The organism is Anaerobacillus sp. ABD4_527, assembly GCF_056160805.1.
The window spans coordinates 178,397-202,166 of record NZ_JBSWXZ010000001.1; the positions used below are offsets into that span (position 1 = coordinate 178,397).

Annotated in this window: 27 protein-coding genes; 18 read left to right on the forward strand and 9 right to left on the reverse strand. The window is 41.3% G+C overall.

The window, feature by feature from the left end; translation table 11 throughout:
* The first annotated feature begins 178 nt into the window (after positions 1–178).
* Positions 179–1,039, forward strand: coding sequence for a polysaccharide deacetylase family protein (locus ACXAHI_RS00935; RefSeq protein ID WP_474845255.1), 861 nt, complete (start codon positions 179–181; stop codon positions 1,037–1,039).
* A 30-nt stretch (positions 1,040–1,069) separates the two neighbouring features.
* On the opposite strand, the gene ACXAHI_RS00940 is transcribed toward ACXAHI_RS00935, so the two are convergent.
* On the reverse strand, positions 1,070–1,444 hold the full coding sequence (locus ACXAHI_RS00940; RefSeq protein WP_474845257.1) for a DUF1885 family protein: 375 nt from the start codon (positions 1,442–1,444) through the stop codon (positions 1,070–1,072).
* A gap of 227 nt (positions 1,445–1,671) precedes the next feature.
* Here ACXAHI_RS00940 and ACXAHI_RS00945 point away from each other — a divergent pair, with 227 nt between their 5' ends.
* The gene (locus ACXAHI_RS00945; RefSeq protein ID WP_270181724.1) at positions 1,672–1,785 is read left to right on the forward strand and encodes a GapA-binding peptide SR1P; all 114 of its coding nucleotides are present in this window, start codon (positions 1,672–1,674) and stop codon (positions 1,783–1,785) included.
* A 366-nt stretch (positions 1,786–2,151) separates the two neighbouring features.
* On the opposite strand, the gene ACXAHI_RS00950 is transcribed toward ACXAHI_RS00945, so the two are convergent.
* Positions 2,152–3,627, reverse strand: coding sequence for an aminotransferase class I/II-fold pyridoxal phosphate-dependent enzyme (locus tag ACXAHI_RS00950; RefSeq protein ID WP_474845259.1), 1,476 nt, complete (start codon positions 3,625–3,627; stop codon positions 2,152–2,154).
* A 207-nt stretch (positions 3,628–3,834) separates the two neighbouring features.
* On the opposite strand from ACXAHI_RS00950, the gene ACXAHI_RS00955 reads away from it, so the two are divergent.
* Together ACXAHI_RS00955 and ACXAHI_RS00960 are read left to right on the forward strand one after the other, a co-directional pair.
* Positions 3,835–4,812 carry an NAD(P)H-dependent flavin oxidoreductase gene (locus tag ACXAHI_RS00955; RefSeq protein WP_474845261.1) on the forward strand — a complete coding sequence of 326 codons (978 nt, stop codon included), beginning with the start codon at positions 3,835–3,837 and terminating at the stop codon, positions 4,810–4,812.
* Positions 4,809–5,081, forward strand: a complete 273-nt coding sequence (locus ACXAHI_RS00960; RefSeq protein WP_474845263.1) for a UPF0223 family protein — start codon at positions 4,809–4,811, stop codon at positions 5,079–5,081. The genes ACXAHI_RS00955 and ACXAHI_RS00960 overlap by 4 nt, the downstream gene beginning before the upstream one ends.
* Before the next feature lie 10 nt (positions 5,082–5,091).
* Here ACXAHI_RS00960 and ACXAHI_RS00965 read toward each other — a convergent pair whose 3' ends face one another.
* Positions 5,092–5,733 (reverse strand): YktB family protein, encoded by a 642-nt coding sequence (locus tag ACXAHI_RS00965; RefSeq protein WP_474845265.1) that lies wholly within the window; start codon positions 5,731–5,733, stop codon positions 5,092–5,094.
* 265 nt (positions 5,734–5,998) lie between these two features.
* On the opposite strand from ACXAHI_RS00965, the gene ACXAHI_RS00970 reads away from it, so the two are divergent.
* The 3 genes from ACXAHI_RS00970 to ACXAHI_RS00980 all read left to right on the forward strand — a co-directional run bounded on the left by ACXAHI_RS00970 (position 5,999) and on the right by ACXAHI_RS00980 (position 7,566).
* Positions 5,999–6,187 carry a hypothetical protein gene (locus tag ACXAHI_RS00970; RefSeq protein WP_270181729.1) on the forward strand — a complete coding sequence of 63 codons (189 nt, stop codon included), beginning with the start codon at positions 5,999–6,001 and terminating at the stop codon, positions 6,185–6,187.
* Between the two features lie 84 nt (positions 6,188–6,271).
* Entirely contained in the window at positions 6,272–7,111 is an 840-nt protein-coding gene (locus ACXAHI_RS00975) for an inositol monophosphatase family protein (RefSeq protein ID WP_474845267.1), read from the forward strand.
* On the forward strand, positions 7,111–7,566 hold the full coding sequence (locus ACXAHI_RS00980) for a GNAT family N-acetyltransferase (RefSeq protein WP_474845268.1): 456 nt from the start codon (positions 7,111–7,113) through the stop codon (positions 7,564–7,566). Before ACXAHI_RS00975 ends, ACXAHI_RS00980 begins: the two co-directional genes overlap by 1 nt.
* A 146-nt stretch (positions 7,567–7,712) precedes the next feature.
* On the opposite strand, the gene ACXAHI_RS00985 is transcribed toward ACXAHI_RS00980, so the two are convergent.
* Positions 7,713–7,886 (reverse strand): DUF5325 family protein, encoded by a 174-nt coding sequence (locus tag ACXAHI_RS00985; protein ID WP_474845270.1) that lies wholly within the window; start codon positions 7,884–7,886, stop codon positions 7,713–7,715.
* Between the two features lie 148 nt (positions 7,887–8,034).
* On the opposite strand from ACXAHI_RS00985, the gene typA reads away from it, so the two are divergent.
* From typA to ACXAHI_RS01000, 3 genes are all read left to right on the forward strand, one after another.
* Positions 8,035–9,870, forward strand: coding sequence for a translational GTPase TypA (gene typA, locus ACXAHI_RS00990; protein ID WP_474845272.1), 1,836 nt, complete (start codon positions 8,035–8,037; stop codon positions 9,868–9,870).
* A 143-nt stretch (positions 9,871–10,013) separates the two neighbouring features.
* The gene (locus ACXAHI_RS00995) at positions 10,014–10,271 is read left to right on the forward strand and encodes a YlaH-like family protein (RefSeq protein WP_270182054.1); all 258 of its coding nucleotides are present in this window, start codon (positions 10,014–10,016) and stop codon (positions 10,269–10,271) included.
* Positions 10,272–10,295: 24 nt separating this feature from the next.
* Positions 10,296–10,568: a hypothetical protein gene (locus ACXAHI_RS01000; protein WP_474845273.1), complete on the forward strand. Its 273-nt coding sequence runs from the start codon at positions 10,296–10,298 to the stop codon at positions 10,566–10,568.
* A gap of 39 nt (positions 10,569–10,607) precedes the next feature.
* Here ACXAHI_RS01000 and ACXAHI_RS01005 read toward each other — a convergent pair whose 3' ends face one another.
* Together ACXAHI_RS01005 and ACXAHI_RS01010 are read right to left on the reverse strand one after the other, a co-directional pair.
* A complete protein-coding gene (locus ACXAHI_RS01005; RefSeq protein ID WP_474845274.1) occupies positions 10,608–11,045 on the reverse strand; it encodes a hypothetical protein in 438 nt (145 codons plus the stop codon).
* A complete protein-coding gene (locus ACXAHI_RS01010) occupies positions 11,035–11,235 on the reverse strand; it encodes a YlaI family protein (RefSeq protein WP_474845276.1) in 201 nt (66 codons plus the stop codon). Before ACXAHI_RS01010 ends, ACXAHI_RS01005 begins: the two co-directional genes overlap by 11 nt.
* Before the next feature lie 95 nt (positions 11,236–11,330).
* On the opposite strand from ACXAHI_RS01010, the gene ACXAHI_RS01015 reads away from it, so the two are divergent.
* A complete protein-coding gene (locus ACXAHI_RS01015) occupies positions 11,331–11,795 on the forward strand; it encodes a pyridoxamine 5'-phosphate oxidase family protein (RefSeq protein WP_474845278.1) in 465 nt (154 codons plus the stop codon).
* A 22-nt stretch (positions 11,796–11,817) separates the two neighbouring features.
* Here the strand turns inward: ACXAHI_RS01015 and ACXAHI_RS01020 are convergent, their stop codons facing one another.
* Positions 11,818–12,399 (reverse strand): YhcN/YlaJ family sporulation lipoprotein, encoded by a 582-nt coding sequence (locus tag ACXAHI_RS01020; protein ID WP_474845280.1) that lies wholly within the window; start codon positions 12,397–12,399, stop codon positions 11,818–11,820.
* Positions 12,400–12,570: 171 nt separating this feature from the next.
* Here ACXAHI_RS01020 and ACXAHI_RS01025 point away from each other — a divergent pair, with 171 nt between their 5' ends.
* Positions 12,571–13,899, forward strand: coding sequence for a PhoH family protein (locus tag ACXAHI_RS01025; RefSeq protein WP_474845282.1), 1,329 nt, complete (start codon positions 12,571–12,573; stop codon positions 13,897–13,899).
* Here ACXAHI_RS01025 and ACXAHI_RS01030 read toward each other — a convergent pair.
* Complete coding sequence (locus tag ACXAHI_RS01030) at positions 13,896–14,390, reverse strand: peptidyl-prolyl cis-trans isomerase (RefSeq protein WP_474845284.1); 495 nt, start codon at positions 14,388–14,390, stop codon at positions 13,896–13,898. The genes ACXAHI_RS01025 and ACXAHI_RS01030 overlap by 4 nt on opposite strands.
* Before the next feature lie 120 nt (positions 14,391–14,510).
* Between ACXAHI_RS01030 and glsA the strand changes: the two genes are divergently transcribed.
* The 5 genes from glsA to pyc all read left to right on the forward strand — a co-directional run bounded on the left by glsA (position 14,511) and on the right by pyc (position 21,109).
* The gene (gene glsA, locus ACXAHI_RS01035) at positions 14,511–15,440 is read left to right on the forward strand and encodes a glutaminase A (protein WP_474845285.1); all 930 of its coding nucleotides are present in this window, start codon (positions 14,511–14,513) and stop codon (positions 15,438–15,440) included.
* A gap of 99 nt (positions 15,441–15,539) precedes the next feature.
* Positions 15,540–15,806 carry an Fpa/YlaN family protein gene (locus ACXAHI_RS01040; RefSeq protein ID WP_442865187.1) on the forward strand — a complete coding sequence of 89 codons (267 nt, stop codon included), beginning with the start codon at positions 15,540–15,542 and terminating at the stop codon, positions 15,804–15,806.
* A 122-nt stretch (positions 15,807–15,928) separates the two neighbouring features.
* Positions 15,929–16,363: a site-2 protease family protein gene (locus ACXAHI_RS01045; RefSeq protein WP_474845287.1), complete on the forward strand. Its 435-nt coding sequence runs from the start codon at positions 15,929–15,931 to the stop codon at positions 16,361–16,363.
* Between the two features lie 131 nt (positions 16,364–16,494).
* Positions 16,495–17,649 (forward strand): putative lipid II flippase FtsW, encoded by a 1,155-nt coding sequence (gene ftsW, locus ACXAHI_RS01050; RefSeq protein ID WP_474845289.1) that lies wholly within the window; start codon positions 16,495–16,497, stop codon positions 17,647–17,649.
* Positions 17,650–17,671: 22 nt separating this feature from the next.
* Entirely contained in the window at positions 17,672–21,109 is a 3,438-nt protein-coding gene (gene pyc, locus ACXAHI_RS01055; RefSeq protein ID WP_474845291.1) for a pyruvate carboxylase, read from the forward strand.
* 418 nt (positions 21,110–21,527) lie between these two features.
* On the opposite strand, the gene ACXAHI_RS01060 is transcribed toward pyc, so the two are convergent.
* Positions 21,528–22,418 (reverse strand): COX15/CtaA family protein, encoded by an 891-nt coding sequence (locus ACXAHI_RS01060; protein WP_474845293.1) that lies wholly within the window; start codon positions 22,416–22,418, stop codon positions 21,528–21,530.
* 380 nt (positions 22,419–22,798) lie between these two features.
* Here ACXAHI_RS01060 and cyoE point away from each other — a divergent pair, with 380 nt between their 5' ends.
* Positions 22,799–23,740, forward strand: coding sequence for a heme o synthase (gene cyoE / locus ACXAHI_RS01065; RefSeq protein WP_474845295.1), 942 nt, complete (start codon positions 22,799–22,801; stop codon positions 23,738–23,740).
* The last annotated feature ends 30 nt before the right edge of the window (positions 23,741–23,770 follow it).

Below are 23,770 nucleotides of genomic sequence, written 5' to 3' on the forward strand. Positions count from 1 at the left end.
CTCTAGTATATGGGTTGATTTTTTGCTTGTAAAGTATTTTGACATGGCAGAAAATTAGTCAGAATAATGATTGAATTTGCAATAAGGAACGATTGGTTAAATGTGACATTCTTCTCTTTCTACTTCCTATACATTCGTTTATGATAGATAAAGACTAGGAGAAGGGGAGAGGGAGAGAATGAAGAAAGCTATTCAAGTCTTATCGGTACTCGTGTTGGTTCTTCTTGCTGCATGTTCGACCGATGCAAATTCTAATGGTGAAGAATCTGCAGAAAATAAAGACAAAGAAGTTGCAACAGAGGAAGATGCAAAACAAACTGAAGAAAATGAAGTAGAAGAAGATAGTGAAAAAAATAATGATGAAGAAAAAGAAGATGAGCCAGTGGTAGAGGAAGAAGTTGTAAAGCAGTATAAGTTAAACACAGCTTTCTGGGGCCTTGAACCAATTAATGATGCGCCATCAGAAGCTGTTCTTCTAACAATCGATGATGCACCTGACAAACATGCGCTCGACATGGCAAAGACGTTGAAGGAGCTCGACGCACCTGCTATCTTCTTCGTTAATGGTCATTTTATGGATACGGAAGAAGAAAAGGCGATTGTAAAAGAAATTCATGATATGGGATTTGAAATCGGAAACCACACGATGAGTCATGCAGATTTAAAGTCATTATCAGAAGAAAAACAGCGTGAAGAAATCGTGAAACTTAGTGATATCATTGAAGAAGTAATCGGAGAGCGTCCAACGTTTTTCAGAGCCCCATTTGGTTCCAACACGGAATATTCAAAAGCATTAGTGAAGGAAGAGGGGATGCTCTTGATGAACTGGACATATGGATATGATTGGAATAAAGAATATCAAAATAAAGAAGGTATTACAGATATCATGGTAAATACGCCTCTTCTTCAAGACGGTGCTAATCTGTTGATGCACGATCGAGAGTGGACTGCTGCAGGTCTCGCTGATATCGTAAAAGGTTTAAGAGACAAAGGATATAGCATGATTGATCCCGAAACGATCGATATCGAACTAAACTGATGCATTAAAAAAACCAGCCACTCAGGCTGGTTATTTTTTTGTAGAATACATCTTTCTACCATTAAATAACGTTAGGTCACCGTTCATTTTTTTCGCGAGGAATTTACTTAGTTCATTTGCTTTTGCTTTATCTCCATGTGTCGCATAATCTGGTAAAACGATTTGAAGTGCGTCTTCAGTTAATCCGACGACGATTCCACGGTATTCTTCCGTTGTGCCTTTTAAATAAAACCACTTCTCCTCATGATCCATTATGTTATACGGAAATGCCGAAGTTCCATAATCCCAAGAAAGCTGTTTCCCCGTTTTTTCAGTGATCTCCTTATAATAGAATAGAAACGATTTCACTACATTTAAATCAAGATCCTCCTTAGATTTAGGAGCAATATAGGCACTCTGCGGCAAACGCAATTCCCCCTCTCATGTAAATCTAGTGTACCTGCCAAAACGTTTTCTGACAATTATTACATAGCTAACATATGTAAATTGTTTGCGCCTAATATCACTAAAAATTGGAACGAACTTTATTAATGTGATATACAATATAGTATTGACAAAACAATTGTGACACACTATTATTGAGATAAGCAAAACGGAAGCGTTTTCAAAACTTACTTTGAGGGGTGTTAGATATGGGAATTATCATATGCCAAACGTGTGAAAAAACAATCGATCATGTAATTGAAGATAAAGTGAGTACTTTGTATAGCAGATGCCCAGAATGCAATAAGAAAGACCGCAAATAAGAAATAAAAGAAGAGGTGGCATTCGCCACCTCTTCTGCTTGTTGAATAAACCTATGCACATATTTGGTTCTCCCAAAGCCGTAGTCGATGACGATCGCATGCTTTCCGCGGACGAACGTCCAAGCCCGAGGTGAAACCCACACCCCGGTCTCGGCCGCCCGTACGACCGCAGGAGTCCGCGATCGTCTCTCCTACTTGATAAGAATTATCCAAAACGAACATTCCGTCCCAATGGTTTAACAGTAAAATGGGGACCTTGGAGTTCGATTATCCAACTAGATTAATAAATGGAGATAGTGACTACACCAATTGCAACTAAGAGACTTCCTCTACACTCTAAAGAGGTGGCATTCGCCATCTCTTCTTTTATTTGATTGCTTTGTATTCTTTTATCACTCGTAATGTCTTCAATTCATCATCTTCAGGACCTTGAACAGGTAAGCCAGCTTCAATATTCTCTTCAATATACGTTAGGTTTTCTTCAGTAATAATTTCCCCTGGAATGTAGATTGGAATACCAGGCGGATACACCATAATAAATTCAGCGATGACCCTGCCTGCTGATTCTTTAATCGGCACGACTTCTGTGTCAGCGTAGAACGCATCGCGAGGGGATACGGCTAATACTGGTATATCAGGAACGTGAACGGCAACTATCTCAGGATTTGACCCTATTGCTTCTTGAAATGCTTCGACCATATCTTTTAAAGTATAAACGAGTGCAGATGTTGTTTCTTCGTTGTCTCCTGGGGTAACAATACACAGTATGTTGTATAGATCAGAGAGTTCTACTTCAAGGTTCGCTTCTTTTCGTAACCAAATCTCAGCTTCGTAACCAGTGATTCCAAGGTCATGGACAGAGATGATTAGCTTAGTAGGATCATAATCATACGTTGCATTCGTTCCAATAATCTCTTTTCCAACACAGTAGAGCGGTGTGATTTCATTGATCTGCTCACGCGTTTTTTCAGCGAGTTCAATTGCTTGATCGATGAGCTCATATCCATCTGTAACTAATCGCTTACGTGCGACGTCGAGTGATGCGAGTAAGAGGTATGATGTTGAAGTAGTCGTAAGCATACTGATGATCGTCTGCACACGTTTAGCTGATACTAATCCCTCTTTTACGTTTAAAACAGAACTTTGCGTCATTGATCCACCTAATTTATGCACACTAGTGGCTGCCATGTCTGCACCAGCTTGCATGGCAGATAATGGCAGGCGGTCATGGAAGTGAATGTGTACCCCGTGCGCTTCATCTACGAGAACAGGTACGTCATAGCTATGGGCGATCGAAACAATTTCTTCAAGATTCGCAGAAATACCAAAGTAGGTAGGATTTATCACCAGAACACCTTTTGCATCAGGATGCTGAGCAAGTGCTTTCTTTACAGCGTCAGGGGTTATGCCATGGGAGATTCCTAACTTAGGATCGATTTCTGGATGGATAAACACAGGTGTAGCTCCTGAAAAAATAATTGCTGACATAACGGATTTATGCACGTTTCTCGGAACGATGATTTTCTCACCTGGTGAACAAACAGACATGACCATCGTCATGATTGCACCACTCGTCCCTTGAACAGAAAAAAATGTTGCGTCCGCACCGAATGCATCAGCAGCAAGCTCTTGCGCCTCTTTAATCATACCGTGCGGGTGATGGAGATCATCTAAAGGACCGATGTTGATCAAATCGATCGAAAGGGCGTTATCTCCAATAAATGATCGAAATTCAGGATCCATACCAGTTCCTTTTTTATGGCCGGGTATGTGAAATTGAATGGGGTTTTTTTTCGCATGGTTCAATAAACCAGTAAATAATGGTGTTTCGTTTTGTTGCAAAGCAAGCACCTCTTTATCTATACTCTATAAGGAATCCTTGAGAAAAAACAAACAAGGAATTCTAACTAATAATGCCATAAACAAACTGAGTATAATCACATCACTCGACATTTGCAAGTTTTATTTTAGGTAGGTATCCTCCCCCACTAGTAATTAAAGGGTTTTAAGCTACATTCTAGAACAATGTAGAAAAGGGAGGAGATCATCATGAAGTGGAATACTCGTATAACGAATTTACTAGGAATCGAAAGACCGATCGTTCAGGGAGGTCTTGCATATTTAGCGTATCATGAACTTGCTTCAGCAGTAAGTAACGCGGGTGGTCTTGGGCAGCTCACCGCCATGTCCATGGATACTCCTGAATTATTAAGGAAGGAAATCAACCTCACGCAACGAAAAACATCAAAGCCATTCGGCGTTAATTTTGCAATCGGGCAGCATGGTAGACCGTTTGAACATATGGTCGAGGCTGCACTTGATGAAGGGGTCGATATTATATCAGTTACGGGAGGGAATCCTAAGCCAGTCTTCGATATGGTCAGAGGAACGAATACGAAGGTCCTCGTATTGACGGCGGGTAAAAGGCAAGCTGTAAAAGCTGAAGAATTGGGCGCAGATGCAGTTATGGTAGTTGGACAAGAAGGTGGAGGTCATCTAGGAAAGGACGATACCAGCACGATGGTTCTTGTTCCTCAGGTTGTCGAGGCTTTAACGATCCCCGTGATTGCTTCAGGGGGTATTGGAGATGGAAGGGGCCTCATGGCTGCGCTATCTTTAGGTGCAGAAGGCATCGAGATGGGAACGAGATTTATTGCAACAAAAGAATGTACACATGCCCATAAAGCATATAAGGATAGAATCATATCGAGTAAAGAAACAGATACTGTTATTATTAAAAGAAGCCTCGGTGCTCCTGCAAGAGTGATTAGAAATCAATTTGCAGATCGAATCCAAGAAATCGAGAATAGGCAAGAAGGCTATGAAAGTTTGAAAGATTACATAAGCGGTGAAGCGAATAAGCGTTTTATCTATGAAGGTAAAGACGAAGATGGATTTGCCTGGGCAGGGCAAGTGATCGGATCGATTCACGATGTGCCGACAGTTGCAGAGCTATTTGATCGATTTGACGAAGAGGCGAGTAAAGTGGTTGAAAAATGGAGTGAACAGAAAGGGGTCATTACATGAACGTAGAATACCCAATTTCAATCGATTGGAGTAAACAGGAAGTCATCAAGGTCGTACAATTTTTTCAAACCATTGAGAAAGCATACGACAAGGGAGTTAGTAAAGGAGAGGTAATTAGTACCTATTCAGATTTCAAGGAAGTTGTTCCTTCTAAATCTGAGGAGAAACAGATGTTTAAGCAGTTTGATAAAGATACAGGTTATTCAACGTACCATACCGTTAAGGAAGCAAGAGAAACTGAGCGGGAGAAGGTAGTGATGAATAAGTAAGGGAGGGGGATTACCCCTCCTTTGTTATTTCTTCTTTCATCGATAGGTGATAGATCGGCACGAGTGTCTCGAACGTGTTTTTAACAGTCTCAATGAACGTTTCCCCATCTTGTAATAGAGGATCATCACTCTTGAAATGTCTTCCAACTAAGAATTCGCCTTTTTTCACGTCTCTAAATCGTGTTAACACTTCTTCAAGATCTACTTCTTGAATAGACTTGCTCGCGGTTTTCTTCGTATGATCAGTCGAGACCATATAAGAAGATGGAATCGTCTCTTTCAATCGGTCGATGTTTGAGAGCAACATAGATGCCATGTCTTTTTTTCCAGGAAGCTCATAAATATAAGCTAACCAAACAAATACATGGTCGTCGAAAAGTCCGATTTGAAAGTGTGGATGTTTCTTATAGCCACGGTTGTTATGAGCGAAAGCCATCCAAGTGTCAGCAGGTGGGTTTTTTGTTCTTCTTAAGTGTCTTGCGATATGCAGATACATTTCATTTCCTACAAGTGCTTCAAGGTCGCTTTTCACTTCATTACTAATTTCTTCGAATTTAGGCTGAATGCGTTGTTGGATTGCTTCCATCCGAGGTTCGAGTCCTTCGATATCAAACGTTTTAAAATCAGTTGATGTAAAACCGTTAAATGACATAATTTCCTCCAATAAGTCAATTTTTTATGAAAATAGTGTACCATAAAACGACAAAGTGTATGAAAGTTGACGAACGATGCGCACTAAAATGTTTGAAAGATAGGTGAAAGAGGGAAAATACTAGTAAATAAAGAGGTTGCATACTTAGCCTTCGAGGCATAAGATAAAGTAAGCTGAAAGCAGAAAAGTCAGAATATTCAGTCTTGTACCTTGGGAGCCACAGACTACTGCTTTGATGAAAATTTTGAGAGGGGTGTAGGTTACCATGAAACAAGTGATTCAGTCTTTGCAGAGAAACGAGGCAGAGAAGCGCATTCCGGTTTTGAAGATGGAAATTGATTATGAGTTGGCAACACTACACGATGCGATGATTGCAAGTGACAAGGACGGAATTCTCAAGTGCAAAGTAAAGCTAGAAGAATTGAGGAAAGAAATGATTCGACTCGAAGCTTAAGGAGGCGAACCTTGCAAAAAGGTTCGTTTTTTCTTTTTTTCCTGTCATAATAAGAAGTAGACAAAGCTAAAAGGAGTTCGAGTCATGACAAAGCAGACTAACATGGAAAACATTTATCAAGATGCGAAGAAATGGATTCGTGAAGCTGGTCGAGAAATTGTTGCTTCTTTTAAGACTTCCTTCAACATTCATACAAAAAGCAACCCGAACGACCTGGTTACGGATATCGATAAACAAACAGAAAAATTTTTTATAGAAAAAATCAACAACCACTACCCTGAACATCGCATCATGGGAGAAGAAGGATTTGGGGACGAGATTGAAGATGTAAAGGGAGTGATATGGTTCCTTGATCCCATCGACGGTACGATGAATTTTGTTCATCAACAAACCAACTTTGCAATATCGATTGGAATTTATGAGGACGGGGTAGGAAAGGTAGCATTAATATACGATGTGACAAAGGACGAGCTCTATCATTGTAAAAAAGGAGAAGGGTTGTTTATAAATGATCAGAAGCAAAGTCCCTTAAAATCAGTAAACTTATCCCAGTCTCTTCTCGCAATCAATGCAACATGGGTGACAGAGAACCATCGAATCGATCCTCGAACGTTCTCACCTCTCTTAAAAAAGATCAGAGGAACGAGATCGTATGGAAGCGCTGCGATCGAAATGGCTTATGTAGCAGCAGGTAGATTGGATGGGTATGTTTCATTAAGGCTTGCTCCCTGGGATTTTGCAGCAGGAAAAATCCTGATTGAAGAAGTTGGTGGCATCTGCACGACAGTCGATAATCAACCGATCGATATCCTAAAGAAAACCACGCTTTTCGTTGGAAACGAATCATTCCACCGACAGGTTCAAGAAAACTATATTCAGCCTGCGATCGATCAAAATTATTATCTTAAGAGACCTTCAACATAATGTTGACGAAGCAATCATTTGATGATGGCCAGGCAGAGCTACTTCATCAATGGACGAAGGTTGATACGTCATGGTTGGTAACCGAAATAGGGAGGCGACCTACAAAGGAAGAGTTAGTTTCTTACATCCAAACATATGCAGGGATTGGGTGTGAATGGTCGAAATGGATGCACAACGATGAGCCAGTAGCGATAAGCTGTGTACACCCGTGTGCTAATTCGAATATGAAACCTTGGATCGGAACGATTGTGGTTAAGCCTGGCTGCAGAAAACAAGGGTTTGGGAGAGCAGTAATTGAAGCTCATACGCAACTGATGCAAAACGTAATCTTTGCTGGTCTTCCATATGAGCACATTGAATGGAGTCTCTTTCTTTCAAAATGTGGATTTGATCAATATGGGATAGAAGAAGAGGACGGAAAGAAGTACTTGATTATGGTTCTTCCTGATTCATAGGAAAAAGAGATGTACCTGGGCGTTCGAGGCTCGGGTATTTCGTCCGCAGGAAAGCAAGAGGGATACAAACTCCTGAGGCATAGGGACCACAATAGGTTTGGTTTTTCAACAAACTAAAAGAGTTGTCGAAGTGACAACTCTTTTTTCTATTGCTCCGCTTTTCGTTTGATACGGAAGCCCATTCCCATAAAAAATCCTACACCTACTAAAGACAGGAATATACCGATTACGCTTTGTTCTGCTATTGAAACGCCAATTGCGCACATGCTAATCACGGCTGAAATGGCCATTAATAGTAATAGAAAGTTATGCTTGTTCATTCGGACGCCTCCTTAATACATATAGTGTACAATAAAGAGTAGATTCCTGAAAGGACATAAATTTCTCCTAACGCCATTACTGTGTTATAATGGACTAGTTATTGAGATTATCGTCATGGATAGGACGAGAATACGAGGAGAGAGTTTAATGCAAATTAGAGAAGATATTCGTAATATCGCGATTATCGCTCACGTTGACCACGGTAAAACGACACTAGTTGATCAAATGTTACATCAATCTGGTACATTTCGTGACAATGAGCAAGTAAATGAGCGTGCGATGGACTCGAATGACCTTGAAAGAGAACGCGGGATTACAATCCTAGCTAAAAATACTGCAATCAATTATGAAGATAAGCGAATCAACATCATGGATACTCCAGGACACGCAGACTTCGGTGGTGAAGTAGAGCGTATCATGAAGATGGTAGATGGTGTTCTACTTGTTGTTGATGCTTATGAAGGCTGTATGCCTCAAACACGTTTCGTGCTTAAGAAAGCACTAGAGCAAAAACTTACGCCGATCGTTGTTTTGAACAAGATTGACCGCCCAGCTGCTAGACCAGAAGAGGTTGTTGATGAAGTGATCGACCTATTTATCGATCTTGGCGCAGATGAAGATCAGCTTGATTTCCCTGTTGTATATGCTTCTGCAATCAACGGAACAGCTAGTCTAGATGCTGAAAAGCAAGATGACAACATGAAAGTCCTAATGGATACAATCATTGATAACATCCCAGGACCTGTAGACAATAGTGACGAACCTCTTCAGTTCCAAATCACTTTGCTTGATTACAACGACTACCTTGGTCGTATTGGTATCGGTCGTATCTTCAGAGGAACGATGAAAGTTGGACAGCAGGTCGCATTGATGAAGATCGATGGAACTGTGAAACAATTCCGTGTAACCAAACTATTTGGTTTCATTGGACTGAAGCGCGTAGAAATTGAAGAAGCAAAAGCTGGAGACCTTGTGGCGGTTTCAGGAATGGAAGAGATCAACGTAGGTGAAACGGTTTGTCCATATGACCACCAAGATCAACTTCCTATTCTTCGTATCGACGAGCCTACTCTTCAAATGACGTTCCTTGTAAACAACAGTCCTTTCGCTGGTAAAGAAGGTAAGTATATTACAAGTCGTAAAATCGAAGAGCGTTTGAGAGCACAGCTAGAAACAGACGTAAGTCTTCGTGTTGAAAATACAGATTCTCCGGATGAGTGGATCGTGTCAGGGCGCGGTGAGCTTCACCTTTCAATCTTGATTGAAAACATGCGTCGTGAAGGGTACGAGCTTCAGGTTTCTAAGCCAGAAGTAATTGTTCGTGAAGTCGATGGTGTTGCAAGTGAGCCAGTTGAACGCGTTCAAATCGACGTTCCTGAGGACTACACTGGATCTGTCATGGAGTCTCTTGGTGAGCGTAAAGGTGAAATGGTTAACATGGTGAACAACGGAGCAGGCCAAGTCCGTTTAGAATTCATGGTACCAGCTCGTGGACTGATCGGTTACACGACTGAATTCCTTACGCAAACTCGCGGTTATGGAATTTTGAACCACACGTTTGAAACTTATATGCCTCTTATTAGCGGCCGTGTTGGTGGACGCCGTCAAGGTGTTCTCGTATCAATGGAAAAAGGAAAAGCTTCTGAATACGGAATTATGGGTGTAGAAGATCGTGGTACGATTTTCGTTGAACCTGGTACTGAAGTTTATGAAGGTATGATTGTTGGTGAGCACACTCGTGAGAACGACATCACTGTAAACATCGTAAAGGTAAAGCAGATGACAAACATGCGTTCAGCAAACAAAGACCAAACGGTTTCGATGAAGAAACCTCGTGTATTGACTCTTGAAGAAGCTCTTGAGTATCTAAATGAGGATGAGTATTGCGAGATCACACCAGACTCTATCCGTCTTCGTAAAAAGATCCTTGATAAGAATGAACGTGAAAGAGTAGCGAAAAAGAAAAAATTAGCCCAACAATAAGGGTGTCTAATGCGATTCAAAAGGGGCATCCCTTTTGAATCGTTTTTTTTATGGAGATGTTGGAGGTGTAAAATGTGAACAATGAAGTGGTACCGTCAGGTGATTTATCATTCTTCGCAAAGTTAGTTGGAATAGAAGAGAACATGACATTAGGGTTTTATTTGCTGTATGCGATCATTGTGATTCTTTCGATCGTTGTGTATCGACTAGGATTCGCGAAGAAATTACCCATACTTAAGAATGCTGTTATTTACATTCTGCTAATTGTCGGTTGTTTCCCTCTTACCTTTTTTGGAATTGGGCTTCCTGTAGCGGAAGGATTAGTAGCTGCTGCTGTCGTATTAATCATATATAAGGTTCGTCTCAATCAATCGAAGAAAAACGAAAACGAGGCGGGCTAACGTCAGAACAAGCGGGGGGAAGCAGTGAACCTTCAGGATGCGATGTATAATTGGCTAAGCATCAAAAAAGTAGCCGATGAGAGAGAAAGCGATCATGCTGCCCAGGATACAAGAGCTTTTTTTGAGGAGATATTGATAGAGGATCACGGGGTATCGGAATTGGATATTGAAGTTGAAGAACCCTATTACATCGTTCATTTTGTAAAAGAAAATGACAATAGGGATATGAGATTTCCAATTGAATTGATTGATGCTTTGTTACGATCGATTCAAAACGAACCTAAATATAACCAATAAACAAAAAGACGTGCTCAGAGCACGTCTTTCTTACAACATTCATTTTTCGTTAAACCGATAAACAGCGAAAAGCACGGCCGCATACACAGCGTGTCCCAAGGTCCAATACGAAATCGCTTCGATATCAGTCAAAGGAGGAGTTGGCTTCTCAGCTAAATAGGTCAAAGGAAAGTACAGGAATACAGTTGGAAGCGTGAGAAGGTAGGAAAAGAGTAATTGCGCTACCTTACGTTTATAGAAGTATCGATAGCTTCCGATTGTGTAAACGATACCGATGATTAATGAGATGATCAGGTGGAAAATAAATTCAATCATTTCAGGCCACTGAATATCTCCCATTACCGGTATGAAATCGATGTTTAATAGTAGGGTATACACAAGGACACCCGTTTTGTACTGAATTGCTTTCAGTAATAATCCTAGGATGATGCCAGATACTGTACCTGCGATCAGTCCTTCTTTAATTTTACCACTCATCATCAGTTTCCTCTTTGTGGTAAAGTTTAAAATCGCCGCTTTCTTTTCTTTCATTTGTGCGGCTTTCAATTCGATCATAGCACGGGTCGCACATATAAGTGTGAATAGGTCTGTTGCGAAGTTTTTTGGCGAGTGGACTGCCGCTATCAATAGTTTCGATCTTATCACATAGAACACATTTTACACGCACGTTTAACACCTCTCATTCATGTTGTTAGTATAGCATGAAAGAGGAGAGGTTTTGCAGTACAATGCAGTTAGAACTTTATTTAAGGAGGGATGAGGATGCCAAATAAGGTAGAGAATACACTTTCAGGTGAACTACTCGCATTACTCAAGAAGGAACAATACGTTCTCCTATCAACAATCGATCATGAGACAAAAGGTCCGAATGTGAGCGCGATTTCGTGGCTTTACGCTGTAGACAATGGCACTGTAGTCTTTGCCGTTGATCTTAAATCGAGAATCGTTAAAAATCTTAAGGAGAATAACCAGGTTTCCATCACGTTGATTGGAAATGAAAGTACGTATTCGATTTCAGGCACTGCAACCATCGCTGAAGAGCCGATGAATTCAGTACCACTGAAGCTTGCAAAGGTAACCCTATCGATTAAAGAAGTGCGGGATATCATGTTTTATGGCGCAAAAATGTCTGTTGAACCTGCTTATGAGAAAACATACGATCCTGAAGCCGCTGCAAAACTGGACCGTTCTGTTATGGCTGAATTGAAGAAAACAGGTGTAACGTGATAAAACCGGCTTTCGGCCGGTTTTACTTGTCTAAATCTTGTTTTTCTTGCTGTTCTTTTAGCTGTTGCTTTTCATTAGCAGGAAGCTGTTTATCGTTCGCTCTAGTTGGTTCACGCTCAGATTTGTTGATGTCACCAGGAACTTCAGGGACAAGTCGACCGACGATATCAGCTAGCTCTTCCATGATTCCACCTACCGGGTGTCCTCTTCTAATTTCTGATGCCATTCTCCTTAAACGATAGGTGGTATCGGCATCAGCGGTGACGATGGCATTTGCACCGAAAGGATCTTTTTGGAGAGCTTCAGCCACCGTATATTTGATGGAGCTAACACGAGATCGGTCTAGCTTCTCATTCACATCGATTCCAACGACTGCGTATTTTCCAGTTACAACTGCCGTAGCATCCTCAACATCCGGAACATGTTTTGCAATCGTCACAAGGTGTTTTGCAATCTCCGTTGCAGATCGCTTTTCGTTTTCAGGCGTCCGCACTGACTGCTTCACATATTCAACTTTTTCTTGCTTTTCAGCGACGGGTTCATCATTTGACTGACATGCTGCAAGAAGGATGAACCCTACCAATAACCATTTGCTACTTCTCATAATAATTCCTCCGAGTATGTGATCGATTCTTTCATTCACTTCTTTTGCTAATTATTTTCTGAATAACCGTCTAACTTTATTCACCGGGTCATAGATTATACAAAACGTAGATAGTCCAAACTGTCATTTGCTACCAGTCATACCAACTATAATCACTCGGGAGGCGAAACGTTGGATAAGGTTTACGTCCTGGATACCAATGTCTTATTACAGGATCCAAATGCCATCTATTCATTTGAAACGAATGAAATTGTCATTCCAGCGGTTGTTTTGGAGGAAGTCGATTCAAAAAAGCGGTATATGGATGAAATAGGAAGAAATGCAAGACACATCTCACGTATGATCGATGGATTCAGAGAGAGAGGGAAGCTCCATTCATCTATTCCTTTAGAAAATGGAGGGACTCTCAGAATTGAACTCAATCATCGGTCCTTTCAATATTTTCAAGATAAATTTGTTGAAAAAACGAATGATAACCGAATTTTGGCAGTAGCACTCAATTTGTTTTTGGAAGAAGGAAAACAGAAATCTGGCCGATCCGTCATACTTGTAAGTAAAGATGCACTTGTCAGAGTGAAGGCAGATGCGCTAGGCATTCAAGCAGAAGATTTTTTGAGTGATCGCGTCGTCGAGTTCAACCAAATCTACACAGGCTATGAAGAACGATATATAGAGAGTGAACTGTTGAACAGCTTCTTTGAAAGACACTATATCGACATGAAATCTTTAAAGGGAAGACACCTGTATCCAAATCAATATGTCATTTTAAAAGACCCTGCTAGCCCTTCATCTTCAGGAATCGGTAAAGTCGACAAGAATGGGAAGCGGATTGAGAAAACAGCTATGGAAACAGAGTATATGTGGGGGATTGGTCCGAGGAATGTTCAGCAAAGAATGGCACTTGACTTACTAGTTAGAAAAGACATCCCTCTTGTGACGCTAGTAGGAAAGGCGGGTACTGGTAAGACCCTCCTTACGATTGCGGCTGGGTTAATGCAGACGGAGGATTTAAATCAATACAAAAAACTGTTTATCGCGAGGCCGATCGTTCCAGTGGGCAAAGATATCGGGTTTCTTCCTGGTGAAAAAGATGAAAAACTGAAGCCGTGGATGCAACCGATCTATGATAATTTAGAGTATTTGTTTAATGTTAAGAAAACCGGTGAGTTGGAGAAGATACTGGCAGGAATTGGATCTATTCAAGTGGAGGCGCTGACGTATATACGTGGTAGGAGTTTACCAGATCAATACATTATTATTGATGAAGCGCAAAATCTTACAAAGCATGAAGTGAAAACGATCTTAACAAGGGTAGGCGAAGGGAGTAAGATTGTACTCCTTGGAGATCCTCAGCAAATTGATCATCCGTATTTAGATGAGTATACGAATGGGCTGACTTACGTTGTAGAAAAATTTAAAGACCAGCCGCTAAGTGGACACGTAAAGCTAGAGAAAGGTGAACGTTCTCAGTTAGCCCAGCTTGCGGCCGATCTTCTTTAAATAATCGTAATGGCGCAAATGTTTTTGAATGGTTCTGCGGCGTTTGCGCCGTCACCATGATAAAAATGCACCGGACCATCGTCCTTAAGCGGCTTTCCGTTCATTGCAAATCCAAGAAAGCCGTTCAATGCTTCATCTATAGATAGGACGATGTGTTCGTCATCAGTCGTTTCTAGCTGAACGTGATTTCCTTCCGTTAATGGCTCAGCGTTTGATAGAAACGGTTCGAGAGGAATCACATAGCTCCCATTCAATATTTTTTCTTTCTCAAAGCGTTTAATGCTCTGATTGATAGGTGGTTTAATACCTGTACGTTCTTGTTCCCACCGCTCAGATTGAGCTTTGATGTAATCGTTCTCATTTTCATCAGAACGATTGTTGAATTTCAAAAATTCTTCGAGTTCGATCTTTCTGTCATCAAAAATCCACACGCTTGCATCAAGCGTGATCGGATAAGTGACCTTCCCTTTGATTGGAATAATCGTTTCCATATCCTGCACCCCGCAATCTAAATCTTTTGCAAAACAAGTATACCGGTTATGCTTGCTTTTGTCACATTTGGGGAATAGTATGGTGACATAATTTATTCTTCAAAGCGGGGTGGCGGAAAAATGAAATGTACTACAGAACAAGAACTAGTCGAACTCGTCAGGCGCAGTAAGCCTTTTACTAAAGATGGGAAGGTAGCTGATTATATACCTGCCCTTGAAAAAGCAGATCCCGATAAACTGTCGATCGCTGTCTTCTCCAAAGAAGGTGGTTGTTTATCAGCTGGAGACGTTGGCGAAGCGTTCACCCTCCAGAGTATCTCGAAAATTCTTACGTTAGCTCTTGCGATCATGGATGCTGGAGAACATAACGTTTTTTCACGTGTCGGTAAAGAACCGACTGGAGACCCTTTTAATTCAATCGCAAAGCTTGAGTCTCAAGTTCCTTCAAAGCCTTTAAACCCAATGATCAATGCGGGTGCCCTCGTTGTTACCGATTTAATCCACGGTGAGACTTCGCATGAGAAGGTAGGGCGCATCCTGCAACTTATACATGATATGACAAACAATTCTAGTATCGGTATCAACTATGAAGTGGCCGATTCAGAGTTTGAATCTGCTCACCTAAACAGAGCTCTTTGTTACTTTATGAAGCAGCATGGCTTGATTGATAATGATGTGGAAATGCTTCTTGAAGCATATACAAAGCAATGTGCCATCGAAGTAAATTGTAAAGACCTCGCGAGAATTGGAATGGTCCTTGCAAATGAAGGACGCGATCCAGAAACAGAGCGTAAGATCATTCCGAAGTATATCGCACGGATCGTAAAAACGTTCATGGTTACATGCGGAATGTATAATGCTTCTGGTGAATTTGCGATTAACGTGGCCATACCGGCAAAAAGTGGCGTGTCGGGTGGGATTCTAAGTCTAGTCCCTAATCAGATGGGAATCGGTGTATATAGCCCTCCGTTAGATGCGAAAGGAAATAGTATCGCTGGAATAAAGCTGCTTGAAAACTTTTCTTCTCAATATGAATTGAGTATTTTCTAGGACACAATATACTGGTTTTTCTTGCAATTTATTGTGTAAGCTTTTATGATTATAAGAGGAATGGGAAAGGGAACGGAGGGATCAGTTTTGTCAACTGGGATGGCAACAGGACATCGTGAAAAAGCATACGAGCTGTTGAAGGCCGATGCGCACAAGATCCTAAAACTCATTGAAGTTCAAATGGAAAATTTAACAATGCCTCAATGTCCTCTTTATGAAGAGGTTCTTGATACTCAAATGTTTGGTTTATCACGTGAAATAGACTTCGCTGTTCGACTAGGGCTAGTGAACGAAGACGATGGCAAAGAATTGCTGGAGTCACTCGAACGTCAGCTCTCAGCTCTTCATGAAGCTAGCATTAAGTAATAGCTAAAAGCTCAAACTATACTTCTTATAGTTTGAGCTTTTTGTTTTGCTTTAAGAACGTACGATAAAAATATGATAGAATACGAGTGTAAGGCTAGATTAGACAATAGGAGTAGATAAGAATGTATGATTTGCTCATGGTGATTCTAGTTATTTCCCCTCTCAGTTTACTCGTACATGAGGCAGGTCATACCCTTGCAGCAAACGTATTAACGTCGTCAAGTGTAAAGCTTCACCTCGGCGTTGGACCACGATTATTTACCTGGAAACATGCAAGAGGAGAATTAGCTGTTAACGCCTTTTATTTTGCGGGCGGTATGACGATTAGTAGTCAGCCTGACCATGCACGCGGAAAAGTCATCATCGCTCTATGTGGGCCGCTATTCAATTTGTGTGCGGCGCTCCTCACACTGGCTCTTCCATTGCCCCTTCACATCCTAGCCTGGACACTATTTTTCAATCTTTGGCTCTGCTTTACAAACTTGATTCCTTTTAAATTGTTGGGAAAAGAGTCGGATGGATGGACGATCTTAAAAGTACTTCGAGAAAAGTCTTAATTTCTATAGGACAGGCAGGTTTCGCTGAAAACTCATCGAATGCTATACATACTTCAATCGCATTGCTGTCAGCTGTTTCAATTCGTGCGGTTCTTCAATTCCAGAGTAAATAAATAGGTAGGATGACGTCTATGATTAAAAAACTGTTTAAGCATTACGATTATTCTCTCATCATCAGCGTGCTTCTATTATGTGGTTTCGGCCTCGTAATGGTTTACAGCGCAAGCATGGTCTGGGCTGTGATGAGACATGAAACCAATAGCGCTTACTTCTTTAACAGACAAATCATCTGGTTAGCAGTGTCATTTTTCGTTTTATTAGGAACGATGCTGTTCCCTTACAAAGCTTATCGAAAGTTTATTATTCCGATATTGGGAGGATCGGTTCTCGGGTTATTACTTGTTAAGATAATTGGCTCGACGACCAACAATGCGCAGAGTTGGATTTATATAGGCCCAATAGGATTCCAGCCTTCTGAATTTGTTAAGTTGGGATTGATTATTTATCTAGCTGCTATTTACTCGAAAAAACAAGCCTATATTTCGAACTTCTTACGTGGAGCTTTACCTCCCATTATGGTTATCGGCGTGATTTTCGCGCTAGTAGCTTCACAACCAGATCTCGGTACTGCGATGATCATTGCATTAACTTCAGGAATCGTAATCGTATGTTCTGGAATGAAGTGGCAACATTTATTAAGTTTAATAGCAGTAGGCATAGTCCTATTTGCAGGAGCTTGGCTGACTCTATCAGAAGAGCAGCTATCCAGGTTCACTGGAGCATATAACCCATTTTCGGATCCAACCGATAGTGGATTTCATCTGATCAACTCCTATATCGCGATTGCCTCTGGTGGAATTACTGGCCAAGGCTTTGGACAAAGTATCCAGAAATATGGATTCTTACCAGAACCTCATACAGACTTTATTATGGCGATCGTTGCAGAAGAATTAGGTCTCTTTGGCGTTGTATTCGTCATCGGACTCCTCGGGTATATCGTATTTAAAGGCTTCGTCATAGGCATACGATGCAAAGATACGTTCGGAAGCCTATTAGCGATAGGTATAGCAGGTATGATCGGTGTACAAACGGCAGTGAACCTTGGAGCCATTACAGGTTGGCTACCAGTAACAGGTGTCCCTCTACCTTTTATTAGTTATGGAGGCTCTTCATTGATTTTATTAATGATGTCAGTTGGTATCTTGATCAATGTATCAGCCTTCGTTAATATCCGTAAATCAAAGAAAACAGACTTTTATCGAAATGATAAATCCGTTTCAATGTAGTTAAGCCGGAGGAGGAACGAACTTGAAAGCAATCAATAAAATACTCGTCGCAAACAGAGGCGAAATTGCAATTCGTATTTTTCGTGCATGCACAGAACTAGATATCCGTACTGTCGCAATTTATTCGAAAGAAGATAGTGGCGCGTATCATCGATACAAAGCTGATGAAGCGTACCTTGTAGGCGAGGATAAAAAGCCGATCGATGCATACCTCGATATTGAAGGCATCATCGAAATTGCAAAAACAAATCACATCGATGCAATACACCCAGGGTATGGCTTCTTATCTGAGAACACTCACTTCGCGGAACGTTGTCAGGAAGAAGGTATCATCTTTATCGGGCCTGAACTTGAGCATCTTGGAATGTTTGGAGACAAAGTAGAGGCTAGAAAGCAAGCTGTGTTAGCCGATCTTCCAGTTATCCCGGGGTCTGATGGTCCTGTAGAAGGCTTGGATGAAGTGAGGCAATTTGCCGAAGAACACGGCTATCCATTGATGATCAAAGCTGCTCTTGGTGGTGGTGGACGAGGTATGAGGATCGTCCGCACTGAACAGGCTCTAGCTGATTCCTACGAAAGAGCCAAATCAGAAGCAAAAGCTGCTTTTGGGCGAGATGAAATATACGTAGAAAAGTTTGTTGAGAATCCAAAACATATCGAAGTTCAAATATTAAGTGACAAACATGGGAATACGGTTCATCTTTATGAACGAGATTGTTCTGTGCAAAGACGTCATCAAAAAGTCGTCGAAGTAGCACCGAGTGTTTCACTTGATGAGAAAACCCGTACTGACATTTGTGAAGCAGCTGTTCGATTGATGGAAAACGTCAAGTACGTGAATGCAGGGACAGTAGAGTTTCTAGTCGATCAACAGGGTAACTTTTACTTTATTGAGGTAAACCCAAGAGTACAGGTTGAACATACGATTACTGAGATGATTACAGGCATCGATATCGTTCAATCCCAAATCATGATTGCTCAAGGGGAAGAGCTGCACGGAAGCCGTCTCGGTATTCCACTCCAAAACGAAATCGATTGTCACGGTGTGGCGATTCAATGTCGTGTAACGACTGAAGATCCTGAGAATAATTTCATGCCAGATACAGGAAAGTTGATGGCTTATCGCTCAGGCGGTGGCTTTGGAGTTCGACTCGATGCAGGAAACGCATACCAAGGAGCGGTGATCACACCATACTATGACTCTTTACTTGTTAAGCTTTCCACGTGGGCATTAAGCTTCGAGCATGCATCCGCCAAGATGGTTCGGAATCTAAAAGAGTTCCGTATCAGAGGAATAAAAACAAACATCGCATTTCTTGAAAATGTAATCAAACACGAGAATTTTAAATCTGGTGTTTATGATACGTCATTTATCGATACGACTCCTGAACTTTTTGTTTTTCCTAAACGTAAAGACAGAGGAACAAAAATGCTTTCGTATATCGGTACGATTACGGTCAATGGTTTCCCTGGGCTCGACAAAAAGAAGAAGCCAGCCTATCCAAAACGTAGAGTTCCTCACTTAACATATAGTGAAGATACGTTGAAAGGGACAAAGCAAATTCTGGATGAACAAGGTCCAGAAGGCGTTGTAAACTGGGTGAAAGAGCAGAACAAACCTTTATTAACAGATACGACGTTCAGGGATGGTCATCAATCGCTGCTCGCAACTCGAGTGCGTACTTCTGACCTATTACATATTGCGGAACCTACTTCAAGAATGTTACCTGAACTTTTCTCGATGGAGATGTGGGGAGGAGCAACGTTTGACGTATCTCTCCGATTTTTAAAAGAAGATCCATGGGATCGTTTGATTAAACTTAGAGAAAAAGTTCCAAACGTTATGTTTCAAATGCTGCTTCGAGCGTCTAATGCCGTTGGATATAAGAACTACCCAGATAACTTGATCAATGAGTTTGTAGAGAAGTCTGCAGACGCAGGAATCGATGTCTTTCGAATCTTTGATAGCTTGAATTGGGTCGAAGGTATGACAAAAGCGATCGAAGCCGTTAGGAAAACAAACAAAATTGCTGAAGCTGCGATCTGCTATACAGGAGACATTCTTGATCCAACAAAAACCAAATACGACTTAGCCTATTACAAGCAATTAGCAAAAGAGCTTGAAGATGCTGGTGCCCATATTCTAGGTATCAAAGACATGGCAGGTCTATTAAAACCTCAAGCGGCTTATGAGCTAATTACGAGCTTGAAAGAAACAGTTTCCATTCCCATCCACCTTCATACGCACGATACGAGTGGGAACGGCGTTTATACGTACGCGAAGGCGATTGAAGCAGGCGTAGATATTGTAGACGTTGCGGTTAGCTCGATGGCGGGCCTCACTTCACAACCTAGTGCGAACTCTCTCTACTACGCGATGGAAGGGTCAGATCGTCAGCCTGACATCAATATCAACGCGTTAGAAGAGCTATCACACTATTGGGAAGATACAAGAAAATACTATAGCGGATTTGAAAGTGGGATGTCTGCTCCGCATACTGAGGTCTATCAGCATGAAATGCCAGGCGGTCAGTATAGTAATCTTCAGCAACAGGCGAAAGGAGTAGGACTTGGAGAACGCTGGGACGAAGTTAAGGAAATGTATAGTAGAGTTAACAATCTGTTTGGTGACATAGTAAAAGTAACGCCATCATCAAAAGTTGTAGGCGATATGGCTCTTTATATGGTCCAGAACGATTTGAATGAAGATGATATTTATGAAAAAGGAGAGTCCCTTGATTTTCCAGATTCAGTCGTCGAATTGTTCCAAGGTTATCTCGGCCAACCGTATCAAGGCTTTCCGAAAGAACTTCAGCAAATCATCCTGAAGGGAAGAGAACCAGTTACGGCACGTCCAGGTGGGCTCTTAGAACCAGTAAACTTTACAGATCTCAAAGAAACGCTCTATCACAAATTAAATAGACAAGTCACAAGTCATGATTTAATTTCGTATGCCCTTTATCCTAAAGTATTTCTTGAATATGAAGATGTGAAGGACATGTTCGGGGATGTATCAGTTTTGGATACACCGACATTCCTTTATGGCATGAGATTAGGAGAGTCCATCGAAGTTGAAATCGAACAAGGGAAAACACTCATCGTTAAACTTGTATCGATTGGCGAGGCAAACCTCGAAGGGAAGCGAACGATTTATTTCGAATTAAACGGTCAACCTCGTGAAGTGGTCATTAAAGATGAAAACATCAAAACTTCAATTGCAGCCAAACCAAAAGTTGATAAAAATAACCCTGAGCATATCGGTGCAACGATGCCAGGGACAGTAATAAAGGTCCTTGTAGAAAATGGCGAAAAGGTCAACAAAGGGGATCACTTAATGATCACTGAAGCGATGAAAATGGAGACTACTGTTCAAGCTCCAAGGAGTGGTGTGGTCAAACACATTCACGTTTCAAACGGTGAAGGAATCGAATCAGGGGATCTGTTGATCGAATTACAATAAACTAAAAAGCTGCGCGAGATGCGCAGCTTAAAAGACTGTTAAAAGGATATAGAGCTATCAGCAAACAGAGTGGTAATGAATTGTTCCAAGGTGCTCATCTTTCTTGGGTGAGCGGTGAGTCTGTCTTACTTGACCCTAACTGCAGAATAGCACCTTGCAGTTCTAATTTAGGTTCTATTTAAGTTATAGGTCGGGAAGTTTTATTTGATTAGAAAGTATTTTAGTAGGAGTGAAGACCTCTTGACTCCCGTGGTCCAACGGGCGTTCGAGACTTGAAGCGGACCGCTCTTGTCCGCTTTGAGGCTCGGGCGTTCGTCCACAGGAAAGCAAGAGGTCTTCAAGCTCCTACGATATAGGGACCTCAATTTTATGGATTTTTTCAAGATACAAAGAAGCTGCGCGAGATGCGCAGCTTCTTTTAATTTCTAGCTCCTCTGAGCGAGAGCATAACGAGATAGAGGAGAACCGTAAACAATCCTGAAATGAATAACCCATGGAACAAAGCGAGGAAAAGATTAAGCTTTGTGACAACCACGAGGATACCACTTAGTGCCTGTAAGCATACAAAGACGAATGAGAGGATAAGGCCTTTCCTCATCGTTTTTTCATTCTTCATTTCTTTTAATCCGATGATCATGATGTAAAGAATCCAAACAAAGATCAGCATCGCAGCAGTACGGTGTAACATCTGTATGCCCGGTTGACCTGAAAAGGCAAGGAGTTGACCGTCATTACAGAAAGGTACGTTTGCGCATGCCATACTTGATCCTGTGTGGCGAACGAGAGCTCCCGTATACACGACGACAAAAGAATAGATCGTAACCGCATAGAGATGTATTCGGATCTTCTTTGGAACGTCAGGAACTTTCGTAGAACCTGCTTCAAATACAAGGACGGTTAGAAGGACGACACTCGCAAAGCTTGCAAGTGAAAAACCGAAGTGAGAAGCAAGAACGATATCAGATTGTCCCCACACAACTGCAGCAGCTCCTAGTAGACCTTGAAAAACAATGAGGAACACAGAAGCGATCGCAAGAACCTTTGTTTCTTTCATATAGCCGATCTTTCGCCAGCACCATACAGCAAGTATGATAACGAGTAATCCTAAAATAGCTGAAACAAATCGATGGCTTAATTCTATGATCGTTTCGAGTTCTGGTGCTTCAGGTAATACTTTTCCATAGCACAATGGCCATGAATTTCCGCAACCATCCCCAGAACCTGTTTTGGTAACGACAGCCCCCATCAAAAGGACGAGCAGCATACCAAGTGACGTGATGATCCCGAACAATTTCAACAATTTATTCACAAATACCACCTTCTTATCAAATTGGCTCTAAAACATAGTACAATGAATGTGAGAAGAGCAGCGGGCACTTATCTACCTACAAAATAAAGCATTTTTAACTAATTTTAAACAACGTATACAAAACTAGTAGATTCGTTTATAATGGATAAGGATTGCGGGTACTGCTTCCTCTCACAAAACCAACATTATCTTACCATAGCTGTTGAAGTGTTATCATGATAACTTGTGAAAATTGCTTAACACTTTTTGAATAGCAGGTAATTCTGGGGGAGTAGACGTGATGACTAACAACACAATGAGATTATACGATCTCAAATTGGGATTGTTTAACATTAATGATGCACAGGCCGTTATGGCCGAACGTAAAGGAGGTGTATCGTATGAGTAAGACTAGAACTGCTTACGAGGCATCAAGCCGAGTGATGGAGCCAGGTCCTCTTTCTGAGGCTAATCCTTCTGGAACATGGAAAGACTTCTTAACACTTACAAAGCTTGGGATTGTTTTTGATAATTTAATTACAGCATTTACAGGGTTGTGGGTTGCTTCTGTGGCTACAGGTTTTGACCTGTTCGCAAACCCAATGGTATTGATTTTAACGATGTTAGGTACAGCATTTGTTGTAGCCGGGGGAACATCTTTAAATAACTATATTGACCGTGATATCGACCAAGTAATGGCAAGAACGAATACGCGTCCATCCGTAACAGGGAAGATTCCTGCGAATCAGGTTCTATTTGTAGGACTTGGGCTATCGATCGTAGGTTCGATTATGCTTCTTATCATAGAACCGATGGCGGCTCTACTAGGGCTTCTCGGACTCGTTATCTATGTCGTCCTTTATACAATGTGGACAAAGAGAACAACTTCTCTAAATACGGTTGTAGGATCGTTCTCAGGTGCTTTACCACCTCTTATCGGTTGGGCAGCAGTCGATCCTAACTTAAGCCCAATAGCATGGGGAATGTTCCTAATCATGTTTATTTGGCAGCCACCGCACTTCTTAGCACTAGCTATGAAACGTGTTGACGATTATCGTGATGCTGGAATTCCAATGCTTCCTGTTGTTGCAGGATTCAAAATGACAAAGCGTCAAATCGTCCTGTACACTGCTGCACTTGTACCGGTATCGCTATTACTATATAGCTTCGGTCCGGTTTACATCACAGTAGCATCGATCCTTGGTTTTGGATGGTTCGCTATTGGAGTAGCAGGCTTTTTCATGAAAGATGATATCAAGTGGGCACGAATCATGTTTGTATACTCACTAAATTATATTACGATTCTGTTTATCGTAATGATCGCAGTGAATATTAACAGATAAGGTACTGATTTAAGTATGGTCAGACGAAGC